Here is a 21,448-nt window from a genome sequence, read left to right as displayed (position 1 = left end):
CAAAAAAAATGCGGCTCATCAAAGATGACCCGCATTTTTTTTCCGACCATTTTGAACCCGGCCGCCGGGTTACCAGCTGTAACGCATGCCGACGTTGGCCCCCCACGGCTGTTCGATTTTTTCGCCGTTGCTGTAGTCGAGATCGACGTGCATCGACACCTTGTCGGTCAGCGTCATGGTGAAGCCTGCGCCCAGTTCACCACGGGACCCCGACAGGTCGGTGTTGAACGGGTTGTCGTTGACCTTTACATCGCTGCTGCTGGCGAACTCGTGCACATACGCTGCGCGAACATAAGGCTGCACCACTTTGCCCTCACCCAGGCTGATGTTGCGCCCGACCGTGGCACCGGCTTTTGCGAGCAATGAACGGGTGCGATCGCCTTCGGCGGTCAGGCCGTTGTCCAAGTCGTAGTTGGCGCCCTGAATGACCAGGCCGGACAGTTGCGTGTAGGGTTCGACAAAGTAGCCGTCGTCCAGCTTGATGTGCCGACCGAACTCCACGGATGCACCCACACCGTTGTTATCGTAGTCACCCTTGGTCTTTGCCCCGTCGCTGAGGGACACGTCGGATGAGTTCTGGAAACGGTTGAATTTCAATACACCGTCAACGTAGTAACCGCTTTTTTCATCCATCCAGGTGGTGTAGGCACCGAGGTAGTAGCTGTCGACCTCGCCCGTGGTGCCGCGACTCATGTTCAGATCGGATTTACTGTAACCCCCCAGCAGACCGACCAGCCATTGGCCGTCACCGACAGGCAGTGGCGCATCGGCACCAAACGATATCCCTTGCTGGGTCTGCTGGTACGCAACGCCGGAACTGGCACTGACATCGTATTTATTGCCATACGCACGAATCCAGCCACCGGCCTTATCCTGGTCCAGGCGTATTTCGCCCATGCGGGTGCGCAAGGTACTCAGCTCGCCATACCAGACGGTCGGCGCGGCGTTGAACAGCGCCATGACCGATTGAGTGCCTGGGCTGATGGTGCGGGTCGCGGTATCGAGGTACCAGTCGTTGTTGCCCGCCTTGACCAGGTCGTAATCGAATGCGCCCAGGCTCACCGCGCCACCCGCCAGGGCGAACGTCGCGTCGCCCGCGCCGATGTGAACCACCGGTGTCGAGCTGGCAGCCCCTGGCTCGGAACCACTGCTGTCGAGGGCCACCAGATGATTGCCGCTGGCGGTGCCGGTGACCGTCAGGGTATCGATCTGGCCGGTGCCAAAATTGTTGTGCATATAGAAGGTACCGCCACTGCCCGACAACTCGGCAACGTTCAACTTGAAGAACTCGCCCGGGTTACCGAATTGCACGCCGCCGCCATTGAGCGTGAGGCTCTGCACACTGCCATCACCGACCATCACCCAACGGGCCTGGTTATTGACGGTCAGTGCCTGGACGTTCTGCAGATTGCCGGTCAGCGTGGCGGAGTTGGCCAGCGTGACGTTGGCCGTGCTGCCATTCTCGACCACGACATCACCCACCAGATGGGTGCTGGCATCACTGACGCTGAAATCGCTAGAACCGCCATTGGTGACGTTGAGTATCGTGCCGTTGCTGCCCGTCAGGCTCGAACCATTTCGTACCGAAATGTCCGCGCTGCCACCCTGGATCAGGATAGCCGCGCCGTTCGATCCTTGAACCCGGGTGCTGTCCAGATCAAGGGTGCTGCCGCCCGGCTGGCTGGTATCGGCGCGCACCACGACGCCGGACTGGCCGCCGGCAATGGTGCTGCCTGTCGCCGAAACCGTACCACCGAACATTTGCAGGCCGATGCCCGTGGCGCCGGTGCCCAGCAGTTCGCTGTTGCTCAGTGTCAAGGTACTGCGCGCACTGACGCGGGCACCCAGGTTGCCACCACTGATTACGCTGTTATTGACTGTCGCCTGGGAACCGGTGCCCGCTGCCGTAAAACCAAGCGACAGGCCTGTCGTGGAACTGCTGATGCGACTACTGTCGTTGATCTGTGCGTTGGCGTCGACCAGTGACAGCCCGGTCTGCGTTCCGGCGGCATTGACCGTCCCGCCATTGAGAATGACCGTGGAACCACTGCCAGCCGTAATCTGCTGGGTGGTGGCACCGTTGGCGGTCAGGGTAGCTTTGTTGGTGAGTGTGTAGCTGTCAGCTGGCGTGTTTTGATCGATGGTCTGACTGCCGCCATTGATCGGCCCTGCTACCACCTGCTGAGCTAGCAGCAACAACGGCGCCAGAACGACAAGCTTCACTGCCCGATTTAATGGATTGAGCTTGAATGCATTGACTACCAACATATCCAGTTACACCTCTAATAATTCAAAATCGGTAGATCCTCCTCTCCTACACGCAAACAGGCCGGATCTGACAAAAACGGCGAGGCTACATTGAGCTTTCGATGTTTGATGTAGGACTAATCCTGTTAATGCACGGAATAGGCTGATAGGCCGGCGTCCTGAATCTGCTCCATGAAGCCCTGATGGCGGTAGTAGCAATAACACTCGGAGGTTGCACTCCGAGCGTTATCAGGCGCGCTGTTCTATGGGATCGGCGGGATGATGCAGGAGATGTCGCTCAGGCTCATGCTGACCGGTGCCGCCAACTGCTCGGACGTGACCCGCTTGCCGTTCAACGTGAACGAGTACGTCACCTTGGCGTTCCCTTCCGTATGAAGAGGCGGGTTATAGGAAGGCAGGATGTAGTCGGCATAAGGCTCAACCCGCCATTCAAAACCGGTCACCGGATACGGATCTGACGGCCCGCCCAGTGTCAGTTCTGGAGCAAATAGCGTACCCGGTACCGGTGTATTGCCGACACGTGGCTGGAAAAGTTCCCAAGACATTTTCACCGTGTCATTGGGATTCAACCATTGCGACAGGTCAGGGACTTTCACCACGACCGCGCTGTCCGGCGGCTGAAGCGAGTCACAAATAAGCCAGCCCCTATCGGAAAGCCCGACGAATGTCGGCGCGTCAGGTTTGAGCACAATGGCGTCGTCTACGTTGACGTCGGTTACCAGGGACCTTTGCCGGTTGGGCGTAACGCTTGGATCACCGATGGTGTAATAGACTTTCTTACCCGGTCCGTTATCGGTGGCGGCTATATAGCTCCAGGGGAACTCGACTGTCTCGATGTCACCAGCATCCTCGTCTGTGATCGTGAAGTCCGCCTCCGTGACATGTGTCCCCTCCCAGAAAAACTCGATGGTTTCGCCGGCGTTGACCGGGTCATAAATCTTGAAGGTGAACGTAACCGGATCACCGGCATCTGCCTCGACCAGAACATTATCGTTCACAGAATTAGAACCTTTGACGGTCCCTGCCAACAGCAGCGGATTGGTTGGGTCCGGGAAGTCAGGATCGGGATCCGGGCGGTCCGGGCCAACAACGGAGAAGTCAATTGTGAAATCGTCCTCCTCCGGCCCCCACTGCCTGCCAAGGCGATCAACGACATAGCTGACCGTGATGGTTTTTTCCCCCGTGGCACCCCGATAAGACCCAAGCAACGTTTGTGCAGGTACGACAATTTCGGTGTCGGCTGACTGCGAGGGGAAGCCATCAGGCAAAGGGAACCCACCCCAGTTAGCGTTAATCTTGTCGCCGGACTTCCACCCGGTGTAAGGCTTGATATGAACGACGACACCTTCAACCGCCGTATCACGATCAATCACCACCCCGCCGGCACCCACCGGTACTTCGGGTTTCTTCAGGTTATTGGGCAGTGCACCGAGTGTGACGACAAACCTTGCCCACCCGGAGAGATTACTGCGATTGCGCGCCGCGTCGATCAGTGCATACAACACATAGAACACGCCATCCCCCCTGGCGGCGATATAGGCACTGGGAATGATGACATTGCGAGCGGTGGGAACGTCCGTCAGTGGTGCAACCGGGTCGAGCGTGGAAGGATCTTCTGGCAGAGGGTCGCTGGCGTACCAGTAAAGATATTGATCACCGGGCGCCTGGTCGGTGTAGGCGGGAATGAGTCCCGTTACTCTATCGATATTGGTGCTGTCCACTTCCGCGGTGACGAATACCATGGCCTTGGGTTCAGGCGGAGTGGTCAGCTCATACGGGGCCGTGATATCGCTGATGACCTTGACCGTTGCGCTGTAAACCGTCTGACCGGTGTGAAGCTCAACCTCATGCCTGAACGTATAGCTGCCATCGGGGAAGATGTTGCTCAAGGGCACGGTATAGTCGCCGACCCAGCCAACATCAAAGGGATAATCCAGCCTGTAAGGGGTGCCGACCCTGACGAAAGCCGGATCCAGCGGATCATCGACATGCCCAGGCGCAATAAACAGCGTAAGCACCTGGTAGTCGCCATCATATTCACCCGTATCCGCCCAGATCGGGATATTGACCTTCATACCGCCAACCTTGATGACAGGGCCATTCAATAACCCGCCTGGCCCTATGATGGCGTCTATCGTTGCGGTAGGAATGGGGTCTGCAATCGCTGCCGCATGCGCCTTGTTACGGAGCTTGCGATACGCTCCGCGGGCCTCTGCTGAACGGCGTTGGGAATCAATGATAGCCATGTCTGTCACTCTCCGCAGAATTCGATAATTGTCATCCGCCATGAACGGGCTGGACAGGCTCTGCGGCGGTTCAAAACAATACGAGGAAAACTGCGCTTTCCATCCCCGACACTCTGAACGACCGAGCCCTGAGGCGATTAGGCATCAGAATTCCGGCCTCCGATACTGTCAGAGTTGACAGGTACCCCAAGGACTGCGATGGGCACGGACACCCCTGGCTCACCCGCAGGGCCGCCTGGATCTGTCGATTTATCAAAGAGTTGAACGCGGACTTTTATCGAAATGCCTCAGCGGCAAGGGACAGATGTCCAATGCCGCTCGGCGAAGAAAAAGCTGGAATGATGTTCAGGACCCGGCCAATCGCCACAACCGCGCAATGTCCCCTGCCCGCGACTTCAGCAAACGTGCTGCGTCGACACATGCATGTTCCAGACTCATCGGCCCCGACGGCAGCGCAAATGCCGCGTCGACACCCTGTTCATACATCTGTTCGTAGCCCTCACCCAAGGTGCCGGCAATGACAATCACCGGCACACCCTGCTGCCTGGCAATCTTCGCCACACCAAACGGCGTTTTACCGCGCAAGGTCTGCGCATCGAAACGGCCTTCGCCGGTGATCACCAGATCGGCACCCTGTACGATTTCCGACAGCCCGACCAGCTCCGCCACCACTTCGACGCCAGGGCGAAACTGTGCCTTCAAAAAGGCTTTGGCAGCAAAACCCAGACCGCCCGCGGCACCACTGCCGGGTTCATCACGCACATCTCTGCCCAACGCTTGCGCGCAGTGATCGGCAAAGTGCCCAAGGGCCTGATCGAGTTGTTGCACCTGATCCGGGGTTGCGCCTTTTTGCGGGCCGAAGATGGCCGAGGCGCCGTGAGGACCGCACAGTGGATTGTTGACGTCGGCGGCGATGTCGAAACGCACCTGCGCCAGACGCGGGTCCAGCCCTTGCGCATCGACACGCGCCAGTGCGCCGAGCGCCAAGCCGCCCGGGCTCAGGACTTGATCCTGTTCATCGAACAATCCCACGCCCAGCGCCTGCACCGCCCCGGCACCGCCGTCATTGGTCGCGCTGCCGCCAATCGCCAGAATGATGCGTTGAGCCCCGGCATCAAGGGCGGCGCCAATCAGTTCGCCGGTGCCGAAGGTGCTGCTGACGCACGCATCGCGCTGGGCCAACGGCACGAGTTGCAAGCCACTGGCTTCGGCCATTTCGATGATCGCGGTGTGGCTCTGTGGCAGCCAGCCCCAGGCGGCATCGACCGGCGCGCCCAGAGGGCCGCGAACGCTGGTGCGACGCAGTTCGCCGTCACACGCGGCCAGAATCGACTCGACGGTCCCTTCCCCGCCGTCGGCCATCGGGCATTTGATCAGTTGCGCGTCGGGCCACACCTCGGCCAGCCCGAGGGCAATGGCATCCGCCACGCCCTGGGCGCTGAGGCTGTCCTTGAACGAATCGGGGGCGATGACGATTTTCATGGGTATTCTCCAGGTCCAATGCCGCCATGCTGCCAGCCTGCCTGAATAATAACGCCGGTCCGCTGCACAAGTGGCACCGGCGTTTATTGTTCATTCCCACAAAACCCTCAACCTTGTGGGAGATAGGGGGGGACTGGATTTTCAGATCACAAACCGCGCCACCATCGCATTCAGATCCACCGCCAGGCGCGACAGTTCGTGGGTCGCGGCGCTGGTCTGGTTGGCGCCCGCCGCCGACTGGGTGGCCAGGTCACGAATGTTGACCAGGTTGCGGTCCACTTCGCGCGACACCTGGGCCTGTTCTTCGGAGGCGCTGGCGATCACCAGGTTGCGTTCGTTGATCATATGGATCGACTGGGTGATCTGCTCCAGCGCCACACCGGCAGCGCGGGCCATTTCCAGGGTGTTCTGAGTGCGCTGGTTGCTTTGCTGCATCGACGACACGGCTTCGCCTGTGCCGTTCTGAATCCCGGCAACCATCTTCTCGATTTCCTGAGTCGATTGCGCGGTGCGATGGGCCAGCGCCCGCACCTCGTCCGCCACCACAGCAAATCCGCGCCCGGCTTCACCGGCACGGGCCGCTTCGATGGCGGCGTTCAAGGCCAGCAGGTTGGTCTGTTCGGCGATGGCGCGAATCACGTCCAGCACCTTGCCGATATCACGGCCCTGCGCGGCCAGGCCTTCGATCATCAGCGAGGTGTTTTGCACGTCGTGGGTCATGGTCTGGATCGCGCCCACGGTTTCCACCACACGGTCGCGACCTTCGCGCGCGGCCTGGGTCGACTGGTTCGACGCTTCGGAGGTGGACACCGCGTTGCGCGCCACTTCTTCCACCGCGGCGGTCATTTCGTTGACGGCGGTGGCAGCCTGTTCGATTTCGTTGTTCTGCTGCTGCAAGCCACGGGACGCTTCTTCGGTGACCGCGCTCAATTCTTCAGCGGCAGCGCCCAGTTGCGTGGCGGAACCGGCGATCTGCTCAACGGTTTTACGCAGGTTGCCCTGCATCACCGACAAGGCGCCGAGCAGGCGAGCCGGTTCGTCGGTGCCGTCGACTTCAATGGCTTTGGTCAGGTTGCCGCCGGCAATGGTTTGCGCCGCCAACACGGCACGGTTCAGCGGGGTGACGATGCTGCGGGTCAGCAGCCAGGCCAGCAACACGGTGGCCAGCGCCGCGAAGATCGAGACCGCGATAATGCCGTTGGTGGCAAACGCGTACTGGTCCCTGGCGTCCTCGTCGGCGGCCTTGGCGCCTGCCTTGTTGATGGCGATCAACTGGTTGAGCTGGTCGCCCATCAGGTCGGTGCCGTCCTTGATCCGCGTATTGATCAGGGTATGCATCTCCTCGACCTTGTTCTGGTGCGACAGGTCCATCATGTCGCGCTGGGCTTGCAGGTAAGTTTCCAGGGTGGCGGCAAAGGTCTTGTACAGCGCCGCCTCTTCGTCACCTGCCGGCAACGCCGCGTAGCTGGCCTGAGCCTGTCTGGCCTTGTCCACCAGCACGGCGATGCGCGAATCAGCGTCCTGCAAACTGGCGGTATCGCGATTGATCAGGATGCGAAACGAGAGAATGCGCAGGCGCAGGACGTTTTCGGTGATGTTGCCCAGAAAACCGACGCTGGGCAGTTGATTGCTCTCCATGTCGATGGACGCCTGGCGGATGATCGACATGCGATTCACCGCAAACACGCCCAGCACCACGACCAGCAAGGCGATGAAGGCGAAACCCAGGAAAGCTCGAGGCGCGATATTCAGATTACGCAGGGACATAGGATGATCTCGGTGATTGAGGCTTCGAGCATCCTTGCAGTGAACGCTGGATAGCGGGCATGGCGCCGGCCGAATCAGCTTCGCGCCACAAATCAAACAGATTCGTGCGCGCCTGATCACGTTATCGGCCGGGCTTTAGTTTTTTTGCGGGCAAAGTAGAAATATATTTCAAGACGTTACAACTGTTTCAGCCATGAAACACATGTCTGGATGTGGATACATATCTGCCTGTGCACACACGACCTGTGGCGAGGGGATTCAGGAGTCAGGTTTCACAAACTCAAGGCTCGGTCTGGGGCAGCAACTGCACCCCCAGATACAACGCCAGCATCCCGTCCAACCTCAGCGGGTCAACACCGCTGAGTTCAGCAATGCGCTCCATTCGATAACGCAGGCTGTTGCGGTGAATCCCCAACGCCTCGGCACAGGCCTGGCTCTGGCCGTCGTGTTCGCACCAACTGCGCAAGGTCGCCAGCAGTTGGCCGTTGCCGTCCTTGGCGATGACTTTGCGCAGCGGCTTCAGCAACTCGTCCAGCGCATCATCGTTGCGGTGGCGCCAGAGCATCACCGGCAAGCGATAGCGATTGAGGATCAGCAGGCGCGAACGCGGCAGCACTTCGCGCCCATACGCCAGCAAATCGCCGACCCGCCGATAACAGCGGCGCAGCCCCGCCAGCCCATCGGCCTGCCCGCCCACGGCGATGCGCAAAATGCTCCAGCCCAGGCCGTCGAGTTTTTCCAGCAGGCGGTCATGCTCGATCGCCTGGGACGCCGGGCGACACCACAGCAACGAGGACGTGGCGCAGCTGACACACCAACTGTCCGGGTAACGCGACGTCAGCCAGGCACTGAGCGCCTCGACCGTCTGCCCCGGTCCCTGTTCAGGGCTCAGCTCGAACAGATACGGCACCCGGGTCAGTTGCGGCTTGAGCCCCAGTTGCTGCGCTTCGTCTACCAGTCGCGGTGAATCGCCGTCTTCGCCCAACAGCAACGCCAGCAGGTCATCACAGCGCTGGCGTCGCCATTGCTGCTCGGCCTGTTGATTGCGCTGGCCCACCAGCATCTCGGCGGTCATGCGCACCAGTTGCGCGTAGGTGCGCAGCTGTTCCGGCTCGCCGGTAATTCCCAATACGCCGATCAGCCGTTCATCAAGCAGCAGCGGCAGGTTGATCCCCGGTTGCACGCCCTTGAGATGGATTGCCGTCTGCGCGTCGATCTCCACCACCCGCCCGTTGGCCAGCACCAGTTGCGCGCCTTCGTGGCGGGTGTTGATCCGCTCCGGCTCACCGCTGCCCAGAATCAGGCCCTGGCTGTCCATGACGTTGACGTTATAGGGCAGGATGGCCATGGCCCGGTCGACGATGTCCTGAGCCAGGTCGTGATCGAGTTCGAACATAGGGGTTATCCTTGATAACGAGGTGGGACGGGTTGTTCACCCGCACAGGCCTTGGCGGCAAACCCTGTGCTCAGGCACAAAGACAAGCACCCAAGGGCTGGCCGAGACTCACAGGGCGATCAACGTTACCCTTGCATCGCAAAAAATCATAATAAAGAGAGAGCCGCCATGTCACAGAGCGCCGTAGAGTCCCAGGCCATCGCTGACGATAAAAACGCCGTCTATAAACGCATCACCCTGCGTTTGATCCCCTTCATCTTCATCTGCTACCTGTTCAACTACCTCGACCGGGTGAACGTCGGATTTGCCAAGCTGCAGATGCTCGACGCGCTGAAGTTCAGCGAAACCGTGTACGGCCTCGGGGCCGGGATCTTCTTCATTGGCTACGTGCTGTGCGGCGTACCGAGCAACCTGGCCCTGACCAAATTCGGCCCGCGACGCTGGATCGCGCTGATGATGATCGTCTGGGGCACGTTGTCCACCTGCCTGCTGTTCGTCACCACACCCACCGAGTTCTACACCTTGCGCCTGTTCACCGGCGCCGCCGAAGCCGGGTTCTTCCCTGGCGTGGTGCTCTATCTTTCGCAGTGGTTCCCGACCTTCCGTCGTGGCCGCATCATGGCGCTGTTCATGTCGGCGATCCCGGTGTCCGGTTTGCTCGGCAGCCCGTTCTCCGGCTGGATTCTCAACCACTTCGCCGCCGGCCATGGTGGTTTGGCAGGCTGGCAGTGGATGTTCCTGCTGCAAGGCATCCCGACCGTGATTCTCGGTGCACTGGCGTATTTTCTGCTCAGCGACAGCTTCGCCAACGCCAAGTGGCTGACCGCCCACGAGCGTTCGGTACTGCAAGCCGACCACGCCGAGGACCTGGCCAACAAGCCGAAAACCACCACCGATTCGCTGCTGGCGGTGTTCAAGAACCCGGCGATCTGGGCGTTTGGCCTGATCTACTTCTGCATCCAGAGCGGTGTGTACGCGATCAACTTCTGGCTGCCGTCGATCATCAAGAACCTCGGTTTCAGCGACAACCTGGTGATCGGCTGGCTCAGTGCGATTCCGTATCTGCTGGCGGCGGTGTTCATGTTGCTGGTGGGTCGTTCGGCGGACTTGCGCAAGGAGCGTCGCTGGCACTTGGTGGTGCCGATGCTGATGGGCGCCGTCGGTTTGCTGATCGCGGTGAACTTCGCCACCACCCCGGCCATCGCCATTCTCGGCCTGACCATTGCCACCATGGGCGCCCTCACCGGCCTGCCGATGTTCTGGCCGGTGCCGACGGCGCTGCTCAGTGCCGGCGCGGCGGCGGGCGGGCTGGCGTTGATCAACTCCATGGGGCAGATGGCGGGTTTCCTCAGCCCGTACCTGGTGGGCTGGGTCAAGGACAGCACCGGCTCGACCGATGCGGCGCTGTATCTGCTGGCGGGGGTGATTGTGTGCGGTAGCTTGCTGGCGCTGCGTATGACCCGTACTTTGCGCGCCTGATCTGCTCTCATGTGGGAGCGAGCCTGCTCGCGAATGCAGTGTGTCAGCCAGCCTTGATCTGTCTGGCACGCCGTCTTCGCGAGCAGGCTCGCTCCCACAAATAGGTGTGTGCATGGACTGATATTCCGGTTGCCCAAAGTCACCCTTCTGGTATCTGATTGACGCTTTCCCACCGGCAAAAGGAATTCGTCATGAGCTACCGCACGCTGGGTCATTCGGGCCTGCAAGTGTCCACCCTGACCCTGGGCACCATGATGTTCGGCGAACAGACCAGCACCGAAGATGCCTTGCGGATCATCGACAAGGCCTGGGACCAGGGCATCAATTTCATCGACACCGCCGACGTCTACACCGGCGGGCGCTCCGAAGAAATTGTCGGCGAAGCGATTGCCGGTAACCGCGACGAATGGGTGCTGGCCACCAAAGTCGGCTTCGGTCCGGCAGACGGCGTGCCGAATCGCAGCGGCCTGAGCCGCAAGCACATCTTCAATGGCATCGACGCCAGCCTGACCCGCCTGGGCACCGACTACATCGACCTCTATTACCTGCACCGCGAAGACCACAACACACCGTTGGAAGTCACTGTGTCGGCCATCGGCGACCTGATTCATCAGGGCAAGATCCGTTACTGGGGCCTGTCCAACTACCGGGGCTGGCGCATCGCCGAAGTGATTCGTGTGGCGGACAAACTGGGCGTGGACCGGCCGGTGATCAGCCAGCAGCTCTACAACATCGTCAACCGTCAGGCCGAGGCCGAACAGATCGCCGCCGCCCAGGCCTATGGCCTCGGCGTGGTGCCGTACAGCCCGCTGGCCCGTGGCGTGCTCAGTGGCAAGTACGCGCCAGACGTCAAACCGGACGCCAACAGCCGCGCTGGTCGCCACGACAAACGCATCCTGGAAACCGAATGGCGGATCGAGTCGCTGCGCATTGCCCAGCAGATCCAACAGTACACTCAGGGGCGTGGCGTCGGCATCGTCGAATTCGCCATCGCCTGGGTGCTGAACAACAGCGCCGTGACCTCGGCCATCGTCGGACCACGCACCGAAGAACAGTGGGACGCGTACACCAAGGCGCAGGCAGTGCGGATCACCGCTGAAGATGAGGCATTCATCGATTCGCTGGTGACACCGGGCCACGCCTCGACACCGGGCTTCAATGACGTGAGCCACTTCGTGTCGGGCCGCACTCCCCGCACCACCTGACACCCAAAATCCCCAATGTGGGAGCGAGCCTGCTCGCGAAAGCGGTATTACATTCAACATCAATGTTGGCTGATACACCGCTTTCGCGAGCAGGCTCGCTCCCACAAGGGATGATGTGTCTGGCAGAAGTCTGATATTGATCAATCAGACAATATTCCCCAGCAAAACCACGTATCCTCCGCCCCCCGTTTCACGTTCAACCCCGCGAGGACAGTTTGTCTAAAGGTATCGCTTTATCGGTCACGGCCTCGGTGCTGTTTGCCGTCATGTATTACTACACCTCCCTGCTCGCCCCGTTGAGCGGCGTGGAAATCTTTGGCTGGCGCATGCTACTGACCGTACCGTGCATGACCGTGTTCATGGCGGTGTCCGGCGAATGGCGGCGCGTGGTCGAGATCCTGCGCCGCTTCGGCGGCCAGCCGAAACTGCTGCTGACGCTGATTGCCTCGTCGGCGTTGCTGGGTGTGCAGTTGTGGCTGTTCATGTGGGCGCCGCTCAACGGCCACAGCCTGGACGTGTCACTGGGGTATTTCCTGCTGCCGCTGACCATGGTCCTGACCGGGCGGCTGGTCTATGGCGAGCGCCTGTCCTACCTGCAAAAAGTCGCCGTGTTCTTCGCCGCCCTCGGTGTGCTGAACGAGTTGTACCGCGTGGGCAGCTTTTCCTGGGCGACCCTGCTGGTTGCCATCGGTTACCCGACCTATTTCGTGCTGCGCCGCCACCTGAAGACCGACAACCTCGGCGGCCTGTGGCTCGACATGACCCTGACCCTGCCCGTCGCGTTCTGGTTCGTGCAGAGCGGCGCGCAGGGCTTTGGTGTGTTTGATCAACACCCGTGGCTGTCGCTGCTGATCCCGTTGCTCGGCATCATCAGCGCCTCGGCACTGGTGGTCTACATCATCGCCAGCCGCCTGCTGCCGTTCAGCTTGTTCGGGCTGCTGAGCTACGTCGAACCGGTGCTGTTGCTCGGCGTTGCGTTGTTGCTGGGGGAAAGCATCAAGTCGGGTGAATGGCTGACCTACATTCCGATCTGGATGGCCGTGGTGGTGCTGGTGTTCGAGGGATTCAAACACCTGATGCGGCATCGCCGGCCTTAAGCCATACCCCAAACAAATAGGGGAGCAGGCTTCTGTGGCAAGGGCGCTTTTGTGGCGAGGGAGCTTGCTCGCGCTTGAGTGCGCAGCGCTCACAAGATTTTGGGGCCGCTTCGCAGCCCAGCGCGAGCAAGCTCCCTCGCCACAAAAGTCCGCTCCCACAGTCGTTTTGTGGTGTTCAGGCGACTTCGGTCAACACCTCAGCCTCAAGCTCGCGCACCAACGGCAATACCCGCTTGCCGAAATACTCCACCTCTTCCTGGAAATGCAGGAACCCCGCCAGCACCAGGTCCACGCCCACGGCCTTCAGCGCGACGATGCGTTCGGCTATCTGCTGTGGTGTGCCGATCAGGTTGGTCTTGAAGCCGTCGTTGTACTGCACCAGGTCCTCGAACGTCGATTTCGCCCAGTTGCCCTCGCCTTCCGGTGACGCCCTGCCCGCCTGTTTCGCCGCGTCGCCAAAGGCATTCACCGCCTCCGGGTCGGCCTGGTCGATGATCTGCGCCAGCACCGCCCGGGCTTCTTCTTCGGTGTCGCGGGCGATGACGAAGGCGTTCACCCCGACTTTCACTGAGTGGTTGTTCGCCGCCGCCTTGGTCCGGATGTCATCGACCTGGGCCTTGATGCCTTCGGGCGTGTTGCCGTTGGTGAAATACCAGTCCGACACCCGCGCCGCCATGTCCCGCGCCGCGCGCGAGCTACCGCCCTGAAAGATTTCTGGCTGGCCCAACGGCTTGGGTTTCAGGCTGTAGTTGTCGAAGCGATAGAAATCACCGCGAAAGGTGAAGTTGTCCTGACTCCAGATACCTTTGAGCGAGCGGATGAATTCTTCGGAACGACGATAACGTTCATCGTGTTCCAGCCAGTGCTCACCAATGGCCTGGAACTCACCCTTGAACCAGCCGCTGACGATATTCACCGCCACCCGACCGTTGGTGAGTTGATCGATGGTCGCCAGTTGCTTGGCCGCCAACGCCGGTTGCCATGGGCCCGGCAGGATCGCGGCGATCACCTTGAGTTTGGTGGTAGCGGCCAGCAATGCATGGCTGAAGGCAACCGACTCGTGCTGGAACTCGGCACCGTAGCCGGCGGTGAAGCGGATCTGGGTCAAGGCATATTCGAATCCCGCCTCCTCGGCCAGTTGCGCCAGTTTGCGGTTGTAGTCGATGCCCCAGTGGGTGCGTTGCTCGATCTTGCTGACCACCAGCCCACCGCTGACGTTCGGCACCCAGTAGGCAAATTTGACGGCTTGCTGACTCATTTGGTGTGTCCTCGGGACGTGGGAAAGTGAGTGAGTCAGAGCAGCAAGCGTGCCAGTGCTGAATATTGAGGCGACAGAGATCCCTGTGGGAGCGGGCTTGCCCGCGATGAGGCCTGTAGATTCAACATCTCAGGCGGCTGACAGGGCGCCATCGCGGGCATGCTCGCTCCCACATTGGATCTGGGTGTGCCTGGGGCAATTTGTTGATGCTCTGTTGGCACACCAACAGTTCAAGCCCTGCCCGCCCTGAAAAACCCTGCAAACCCGGCGTTCCGCTGTCGGCATGGACCCTGCAATCCCCCCTGGCACACGCAACAACCCGCCACGGAGCCACCCCATGACCGAACACCAGATCATCAACCCGCTGTCCACCGGCACCGACTACGAAACACTCGCCGCCCGCTTCCGGCCGATTTTCACCCGCATCGCCGCTGGTGCCGTAGAACGCGAACACAGCCGCAGCCTGCCCCGTGAGCCGATCCAGTGGCTCAAGGACGCCGGCTTCGGCGCCGTGCGCATCCCGGTGGAATACGGCGGTGGTGGCGCCTCCCTGCCGCAATTGTTCGAGCTGTTGATCGAGTTGGCCGAAGCCGATTCCAACGTGCCGCAAGCCCTGCGCGGGCATTTCGCCTTTGCCGAAGACCGCCTCAATACCGCACCCGGCCCGGCCCGGGATGTCTGGTTCAAGCGCTTCGTGGCGGGCGACATCGTCGGCTGCGCCTGGACCGAAATCGGCAGTGTGGTGATCGGCGACGTCGTCACCAAAGTCTCGCCCCACGGTGATCAATGGCGGCTCAACGGTGAAAAGTTCTACAGCACCGGCAGCCTGTTCTCCGACTGGATCGACGTCTATGCCCAGCGCAGCGACACCGGCGGCGACGTGATTGCCGCCGTGCGCACCCGGCAACCGGGGATTGTGCAAAGCGACGACTGGGACGGCTTTGGCCAACGCACCACCGGCAGCGGCACTTCGCGGTTTATCGACGCCGAAGTGGACGCGGAGAACATCATCGATTTCGCCAGTCGTTTCAAATACCAGACCGCGTTTTACCAACTGGTGCTGCTGGCAACCCTGGCAGGCATTGGCCGCGCCGCATTGCGCGACGTGGCGCAGCAGGTGCGCGAGCGCAAGCGCATCTACAGCCACGGCAATGCCCCACATGTCAGCCAGGATTCGCAAGTGCAGCAGGTGGTCGGTGAAATCGCCGCCCTGGTGTATGCCGCCGAGGCCAGCGCGTTGAAGGCTGCGCAACCAGCGCAACGGGCGTATCTGGCGCGGTTCTCGGGGGATGAGACGCTGGAACGGGCCGCGAACGTGGCGGCGGAAATCGAATCGGCCAAGGCGCAGGTGGTGGTGTCGGCATTGATTCAGCAGGCGACCAGTGAATTGTTCAATGCGCTGGGGGCGTCCGACATTCGCCAAGGCAAGGCGCTGGACCGGCATTGGCGCAATGCGCGGACCGTGTCTTCGCATAATCCGGTGATCTACAAGGCGCGGATTGTCGGGGATTGGGCGATCAACGGGACCGAGCCGCCGTTTGTGTGGCAGATCGGCAATGGACCTGAGCGCAAGTGATGTGTCGTCAGCGCTGACCCCATCGCGGGCAAGCCCGCTCCCACACTGGACTTGCGTCGTACACAAAATCTGATCACGACACTAATCTCCTGTGGGAGCCGGGCTTGCCCGCGATGAGGCCAGACGGGGCACCGCAAACCTCTGGACTGACCCCATCGCGGGCAAGCCCGCTCCCACACTGGACTTGCGCCGTACACAAAGTCTGAGCACGACACTAATCCCTGTGGGAGCCGGGCTTGCCCGCGATGAGGCCAGACGGGTCGCCGCAAACATCTGGACTGACCCCATCGCGAGCAAGCCCGCTCCCACACTGGACTTGCGTCGTACACAAAATCTGAGCACGACACTAATCCCCTGTGGGAGCCGGGCTTGCCCGCGATGAGGCCAGACGGGTCGCCGCAAACATCTGGACTGACCCCATCGCGAGCAAGCCCGCTCCCACACTGGACTTGCGTCGTACACAAAGTCTGAGCACGACACTAATCCCCTGTGGGAGCCGGGCTTGCCCGCGATGAGGCCAGACGGGGCGCCGCAAACCTCTGGACTGACGCCATCGCGGGCAAGCCCGCTCCCACACTGGACTTGCGTCGTACACAAAATCTGATCACGACACTAATCTCCTGTGGGAGCCGGGCTTGCCCGCGATGAGGCCAGACCGGGCGCCGCAAACATCTGGACTGACCCCATCGCGGGCAAGCCCGCTCCCACACTGGACTTGCGTCGTACACAAAGTCTGAGCACGACACTAGTCCCCTGTGGGAGCCGGGCTTGCCCGCGAAGAGGCCAGACGGGGCGCCGCAAACCTCTGGGCTGACCCCATCGCGAGCAAGCCCGCTCCCACACTGGACTTGCGTCGTACACAAAATCGGTGAACCACCGCAATCCCCTGTGGGAGCCGGGCTTGCCCGCGATGAGGCCAGACGGGGCGTCGCAAACCTCTGAGCTGACGCCATCGCGGGCAAGCCCGCTACCACACTGGACTTGCGTCGTACACAAAATCTGAGCACGACACTAATCCCCTGTGGGAGCCGGGCTTGCCCGCGATGAGGCCAGACGGGGCGTCGCAAACATCTGGACTGACCCCATCGCGGGCAAGCCCGCTCCCACACTGGACTTGCGTCGTACACAAAATCTGAGCACGACACTAATCCCCTGTGGGAGCCGGGCTTGCCCGCGATGAGGCCAGACGGGGCGTCGCAAACATCTGGACTGACCCCATCGCGAGCAAGCTCGCTCCCACACTGGACTTGCGTCGTACACAAAGTCTGAGCACGACACTAATCCCCTGTGGGAGCCGGGCTTGCCCGCGATGAGGCCAGACGGGGCGTCGCAAACATCTGGACTGACCCCATCGCGGGCAAGCCCGCTCCCACACTGGACTTGCGTCGTACACAAAATCTGATCACGACACTAATCCCCTGTGGGAGCCGGGCTTGCCCGCGATGAGGCCAGACGGGTCGCCGCAGAAGCGGGATATGGGTAAGATGTCGGCCTCCCCGCAGCCCCCGCCGAATAAGCCGACACCATGCCTTTCGAACTCAGCGTTGACCTCACCACCCTGGCCATTTTGGCCTTCGTCGCTTTCGTTGCCGGTTTCATTGACGCCATTGCCGGTGGTGGTGGCCTGTTGACCACCCCGGCGCTGTTGACTGCCGGCCTGCCGCCGCATCTGGTGCTGGGCACCAACAAGTTGAGTTCGACCTTCGGTTCGGCCACCGCCAGTTTTACCTTCTACCGCCGCAAACTGTTCCACCCGAGGCAATGGGTCCACGCCATCGTCGGCACCCTGATCGGTGCGCTGACCGGCGCGGTGGTCGCGCATTACCTGCCGGCAGAGTGGCTGAACAAGATGCTGCCGGTGATCGTCTTCGGCTGCGGCGTCTACCTGTTGTTTGGCGGCACGCCGAAAGCGCCGCTGGACAGCGAGGCGCCGATCAAGAAGAAATGGCAATCGACCCAGGGCTTCGGCCTGGGTTTCTACGACGGTGTCGCCGGCCCCGGCACGGGCGCGTTCTGGACCGTCAGCAGCATGCTGATGTACCCCATCGACCTGGTGAAGGCCAGCGGCGTGGCCCGCAGCATGAACTTCGTCAGCAACATCGCGGCGCTGTCGGTGTTCGTGTTTTCCGGGCAAGTGGACTGGATCATCGGCCTGAGCATGGGCCTGTCAGTAATGGTCGGCGCGTTCTTCGGCGCACGCAGCGCAATCAGCGGCGGCGCCAAATTCATTCGTCCGGTGTTCATCACCGTGGTGCTGGGCCTGACCGTGCGGCTAGCCTGGCAACACTGGTTCAGCGTGACCTAAGCGCCGCGCCACGTAGACGTCGATCAGGTAACGGGCAATCGAGCGCGACGCCGGCAACGGCGGCAGTGCATGCACGTTGAACCATTGGGCGTCTTCGATCTCGTCTTCCTGACAGACGATGTCGCCACCGGCATATTCGGCATGAAACCCGAGCATCATCGAGTGCGGGAACGGCCAGCACTGGCTGCCCAGGTACTGGATGTTCTTCACTTCGATCCGCACCTCTTCACGCACTTCGCGAATCAGGCAGTCCTCGGCCGATTCGCCCGGCTCGGCAAACCCCGCCAGCGTGCTGTAGACCCCGGTGACAAAGCGTGGCGAACGGGCTAGCAGCACCTCGTCGCCACGGGTCACCAGCACGATCATGCTCGGCGAAATACGCGGGTAATAACGGATATCGCACGGCTGGCAATACATCGCCCGCTCCCGTGGCACCTGGGCCGTCGGCTGCCCGCAATTACCGCAAAAACGGTGTTCCCGGTACCAGGTGCCGATCTGCGCGGCGTAACCGAGAATCCGGTAAACGGTGTGATCGCCTTCGAGCATGAACGCCCGCAGGCCTTTCCAGTTGCAGCCCGGCACTTCGCTGTGGCTGCGTAACTCCAGCAGATAGACCGGCTCGCCATCGAGGTGGCCGATGCCGTGTTCGGCGAGAATCGACAAGTCCTGTCGCTTGAGCCATTCCCGGGGAAACAGCGCGCCGTTGTCATCGAACAGAAAACCTTCGGGGCTGCGTGCCACGGCCCAGCCGCCCGGTTGCTCGGTGTCCAGTACTGCAGTGGTCCAGCGTGAGGTCATGATCAATCAATCCAGAAATTCGGGTTTCTGTTTGCTCATATGGGCGGCCATGGCCACGCGCAAATCGGTGGATTGCAGCATGGCGGCGTTCCAGGTGGCGACGTATTCGAGGCCATCGTCAATGCGATGGTCGCGCATGTAGCTGATCATCTCTTTGGTGCCTGTGATCGCGATCGGCGATTTGCCGGCGATCTCGCGGGCAATGCTCATCACACCTTCGAGCAGGCTGTCGCGGTTGCTGTAGACGCGATTGACCAGGCCCATGCTGCGCGCTTCATCGGCACCAAAGTTGCGACCGGTGTAAGCCAGTTCACGCAGCATGCCGTCCCCGATGATTCGCGGCAAGCGTTGCAGGGTGCCAACGTCGGCGGCCATGCCAATGTCGATTTCCTTGATCGAGAATTGTGCGTCTTCGGCGGCGTAGCGCATGTCGCAGGCAGAAATCAGGTCGATGGCACCGCCCAGGCAATAACCCTGAATCGCCGCCAGCACCGGTTTGCGGCAGTTGTCCACAGCGTTGAACGAGGCTTGCAGGGCGAGGATCTTGCGCCGCAGCAGCCGTGCGTTGCGGCCGACGTCCTTGCCCAGTTCATTGGCCACGCCGGCCAGCATCATCAGGTCGATTCCGGAGGAGAAGTGCTTGCCGGCGCCGCTCAGCACCACCACCCGCACGGCGTCAGTGTTGTCGATCCACTGGAAAATCTCGATGATCTCGCGCCAGAACGCAGCGTTCATCGCGTTGATCTTCTCCGGGCGGTTGATCTGTACATGGGCGATGTTGTCGGCGAGTTCGACGGTGAACGCGGTGTACTCAGACATGGCAGTGATCCTTGACCGGGACAGAAAATGTGGCCCGAACTATAACAAGGCATCACGATGGGGAGTAAGGCAGTGGTTCGGCCAAATGCGGGACTGACGGTTGGTCTGTCGGTGTCTGTCATGACGCCTTCGCGAGCAGGCTCACTCCCACATTGGTTTTGGGATATGCCCACATTCTGTCTCAATCCCCAAATCTCCCTGTGGGAGCGAGCCTGCTCGCGAAGGCCGCACCGCCGGTCTACCCGCCCTTCACCACTACAAACGCCGACGTCACATAAGGCACGGTAATCAGCTCTTTGTCGCGTAAATCAGGCTCGGCAGCCACCAGCGCTTTCATCTGTTCATCGACCTTGTCGCGCTGCGCCTGGGGCAATGCGGCGATGAAGCTGGTTGACCGCACACGATTGAAAATCACATCCTCCGGCGAGCCGGTATGGCCATGGCCGAAATGCTGTGCCTCAAGTGGCCCGAAAGCCTTGTGCGGAAATGCCAGACGCCAGGCCCCGGTGTAAAATCGCGGGGTATCACCCTCCAGCGCATTGACGATGGCGTCCAGCTTCGGCACCCAGCCAACGCGGGTATCGCGCAAATTCCACACCAGCCCCAGCTTGCCGCCCGGCTTGAGCACCCTGGCGATTTCGGTCAATGCCTCTTTGCTGGAGAACCAGTGGAACGCCTGGGCGCAGACCACCACGTCCACCGATGCATCGGGCAACGGCAAGTCGGTGGCCGTGCCGTTCACCGCCAATACGTCCGGGAACGCGGCGGACAGTTTGTCCAGCATTTGCGGCACCGGTTCCACGGCAATCACCTGTGCCCCGGTGGCCACCAGCCGCCCAGTGAACTTGCCGGTGCCGGCGCCGAGGTCGAGCACGGTCTTGTCGTCGTCCAGCCCCAGGGTGCCAGTCAGCCAGTCGGCCACTTGCGGCGGGTAGTCCGGACGCCCGCGCACATAGGTGTCAGCGCTGGTCTTGTAACCCGCTGCCGCAGAATGATGGACGTGATTATTCATGACCGTGCTCCAGATCGACGACGATTGCTGTCGAGCATAGCGAACCAGGCTGTTCTTTCCCTGAACAGGGTTTCACAAAAAAATGAATATTTTTTCACGCTCAGGTGTTATCCCGACATCGACCATCAGAGTCACCTTTTGAGGATTGCCCATGAACACACTGAACCCTGATTCGCCAAGCCGTTATGACCGCCTCACCATGATTCTGCACTGGCTGACCGCCGCGCTGGTGATTTTCCTGTTCGCCAGTGCACTGACCTGGGACCAATTGGCCAAGGGCACGCCGTTGCGCAAGGATTTGCAATCGCTACACATTTCCTGCGGCATCCTGCTGGCGGTAATCGTCATGGGCCGGCTGCTCTGGCGCCTGACCCGTGGCCGGCATCTGCCACCGGTCAATCAGGGCGTCATGAACATACTGGCGAAAACTGCCCATCTGGCGCTGTACGCCTTGTTGCTGAGCCAGATCGTGCTGGGTTTTCTGTTTCGCTGGGCCCAGGCCGAATCGTTCAGCTTCTTCGGCCTGTTTGACGTGCCGACGCTGATGACCTTCGACAAGAGCATGAAATCGGTGTTCGGCGGCCTGCATGAACAGGTGGCCTGGGTCATCATCATTCTGGCCTGCGTGCACGCGATCATGGCCCTGGTCCATCACTACGGCCTGCGCGACAACACCTTGCGCCGCATGCTGCCCAGCCGTGATTCGAACTGACACACCACCCACCGTCGGAGCATCGCCC

15 protein-coding genes and 1 pseudogene are annotated in these 21,448 nt (G+C 61.0%); 6 read left to right on the top strand and 10 right to left on the bottom strand.

Features of this window, described 5'->3' with window-relative positions; translation table 11 throughout:
- Positions 1–69: 69 nt before the first annotated feature.
- From POF45_RS29380 to POF45_RS29360, 6 genes and pseudogenes are all read right to left on the bottom strand, one after another.
- The gene (locus POF45_RS29380; protein WP_282317390.1) at positions 70–2,268 is read right to left on the bottom strand and encodes an autotransporter outer membrane beta-barrel domain-containing protein; all 2,199 of its coding nucleotides are present in this window, start codon (positions 2,266–2,268) and stop codon (positions 70–72) included.
- Between the two features lie 242 nt (positions 2,269–2,510).
- Positions 2,511–4,514, bottom strand: a complete 2,004-nt coding sequence (locus tag POF45_RS29375) for a KH domain-containing protein (RefSeq protein ID WP_282317389.1) — start codon at positions 4,512–4,514, stop codon at positions 2,511–2,513.
- Positions 4,515–4,859: 345 nt separating this feature from the next.
- Positions 4,860–5,996, bottom strand: coding sequence for a glycerate kinase (locus tag POF45_RS29370; protein WP_259494550.1), 1,137 nt, complete (start codon positions 5,994–5,996; stop codon positions 4,860–4,862).
- Positions 5,997–6,137: 141 nt separating this feature from the next.
- A complete protein-coding gene (locus tag POF45_RS29975; RefSeq protein WP_409077961.1) occupies positions 6,138–7,001 on the bottom strand; it encodes a methyl-accepting chemotaxis protein in 864 nt (287 codons plus the stop codon).
- A pseudogene (locus tag POF45_RS29970) lies at positions 6,996–7,763 on the bottom strand (MCP four helix bundle domain-containing protein); the annotation flags it as partial. The pseudogene POF45_RS29970 and the gene POF45_RS29975, both read right to left, overlap by 6 nt.
- Positions 7,764–8,043: 280 nt before the next feature.
- Complete coding sequence (locus POF45_RS29360) at positions 8,044–9,159, bottom strand: sugar diacid recognition domain-containing protein (protein WP_282317388.1); 1,116 nt, start codon at positions 9,157–9,159, stop codon at positions 8,044–8,046.
- Positions 9,160–9,327: 168 nt separating this feature from the next.
- Here POF45_RS29360 and POF45_RS29355 point away from each other — a divergent pair, with 168 nt between their 5' ends.
- The 3 genes from POF45_RS29355 to rarD all read left to right on the top strand — a co-directional run bounded on the left by POF45_RS29355 (position 9,328) and on the right by rarD (position 12,940).
- The gene (locus POF45_RS29355; RefSeq protein ID WP_259494554.1) at positions 9,328–10,638 is read left to right on the top strand and encodes an MFS transporter; all 1,311 of its coding nucleotides are present in this window, start codon (positions 9,328–9,330) and stop codon (positions 10,636–10,638) included.
- 191 nt (positions 10,639–10,829) lie between these two features.
- Positions 10,830–11,843, top strand: coding sequence for an aldo/keto reductase (locus tag POF45_RS29350; RefSeq protein ID WP_282317387.1), 1,014 nt, complete (start codon positions 10,830–10,832; stop codon positions 11,841–11,843).
- A 215-nt stretch (positions 11,844–12,058) separates the two neighbouring features.
- Entirely contained in the window at positions 12,059–12,940 is an 882-nt protein-coding gene (gene rarD, locus POF45_RS29345) for an EamA family transporter RarD (RefSeq protein WP_282317386.1), read from the top strand.
- A gap of 175 nt (positions 12,941–13,115) precedes the next feature.
- On the opposite strand, the gene sfnG is transcribed toward rarD, so the two are convergent.
- Entirely contained in the window at positions 13,116–14,198 is a 1,083-nt protein-coding gene (sfnG, locus tag POF45_RS29340) for a dimethylsulfone monooxygenase SfnG (RefSeq protein WP_259494557.1), read from the bottom strand.
- A gap of 337 nt (positions 14,199–14,535) precedes the next feature.
- On the opposite strand from sfnG, the gene POF45_RS29335 reads away from it, so the two are divergent.
- Positions 14,536–15,774 (top strand): acyl-CoA dehydrogenase family protein, encoded by a 1,239-nt coding sequence (locus POF45_RS29335; RefSeq protein ID WP_282317385.1) that lies wholly within the window; start codon positions 14,536–14,538, stop codon positions 15,772–15,774.
- 1,525 nt (positions 15,775–17,299) lie between these two features.
- Entirely contained in the window at positions 17,300–18,079 is a 780-nt protein-coding gene (locus POF45_RS29330; protein ID WP_282317384.1) for a TSUP family transporter, read from the top strand.
- Here the strand turns inward: POF45_RS29330 and nudC are convergent.
- The 3 genes from nudC to POF45_RS29315 all read right to left on the bottom strand — a co-directional run bounded on the left by nudC (position 18,047) and on the right by POF45_RS29315 (position 20,708).
- Positions 18,047–18,877 (bottom strand): NAD(+) diphosphatase, encoded by an 831-nt coding sequence (gene nudC / locus POF45_RS29325; RefSeq protein ID WP_259502656.1) that lies wholly within the window; start codon positions 18,875–18,877, stop codon positions 18,047–18,049. The two genes, POF45_RS29330 and nudC, sit on opposite strands and share 33 nt — an antisense overlap.
- 6 nt (positions 18,878–18,883) lie before the next feature.
- Positions 18,884–19,696, bottom strand: coding sequence for a crotonase/enoyl-CoA hydratase family protein (locus tag POF45_RS29320; protein WP_282317383.1), 813 nt, complete (start codon positions 19,694–19,696; stop codon positions 18,884–18,886).
- 238 nt (positions 19,697–19,934) lie between these two features.
- The gene (locus POF45_RS29315) at positions 19,935–20,708 is read right to left on the bottom strand and encodes a methyltransferase domain-containing protein (protein WP_282317381.1); all 774 of its coding nucleotides are present in this window, start codon (positions 20,706–20,708) and stop codon (positions 19,935–19,937) included.
- Between the two features lie 151 nt (positions 20,709–20,859).
- On the opposite strand from POF45_RS29315, the gene POF45_RS29310 reads away from it, so the two are divergent.
- Positions 20,860–21,420 carry a cytochrome b gene (locus tag POF45_RS29310; protein WP_259502653.1) on the top strand — a complete coding sequence of 187 codons (561 nt, stop codon included), beginning with the start codon at positions 20,860–20,862 and terminating at the stop codon, positions 21,418–21,420.
- The last annotated feature ends 28 nt before the right edge of the window (positions 21,421–21,448 follow it).

The sequence above is a fragment of the Pseudomonas fungipugnans genome (genome assembly GCF_029955235.1).
GTDB lineage: Bacteria > Pseudomonadota > Gammaproteobacteria > Pseudomonadales > Pseudomonadaceae > Aquipseudomonas > Aquipseudomonas fungipugnans.
Note: the sequence above shows the minus strand (reverse complement) of the source record. Positions and strands in the feature narration are given on the sequence as shown.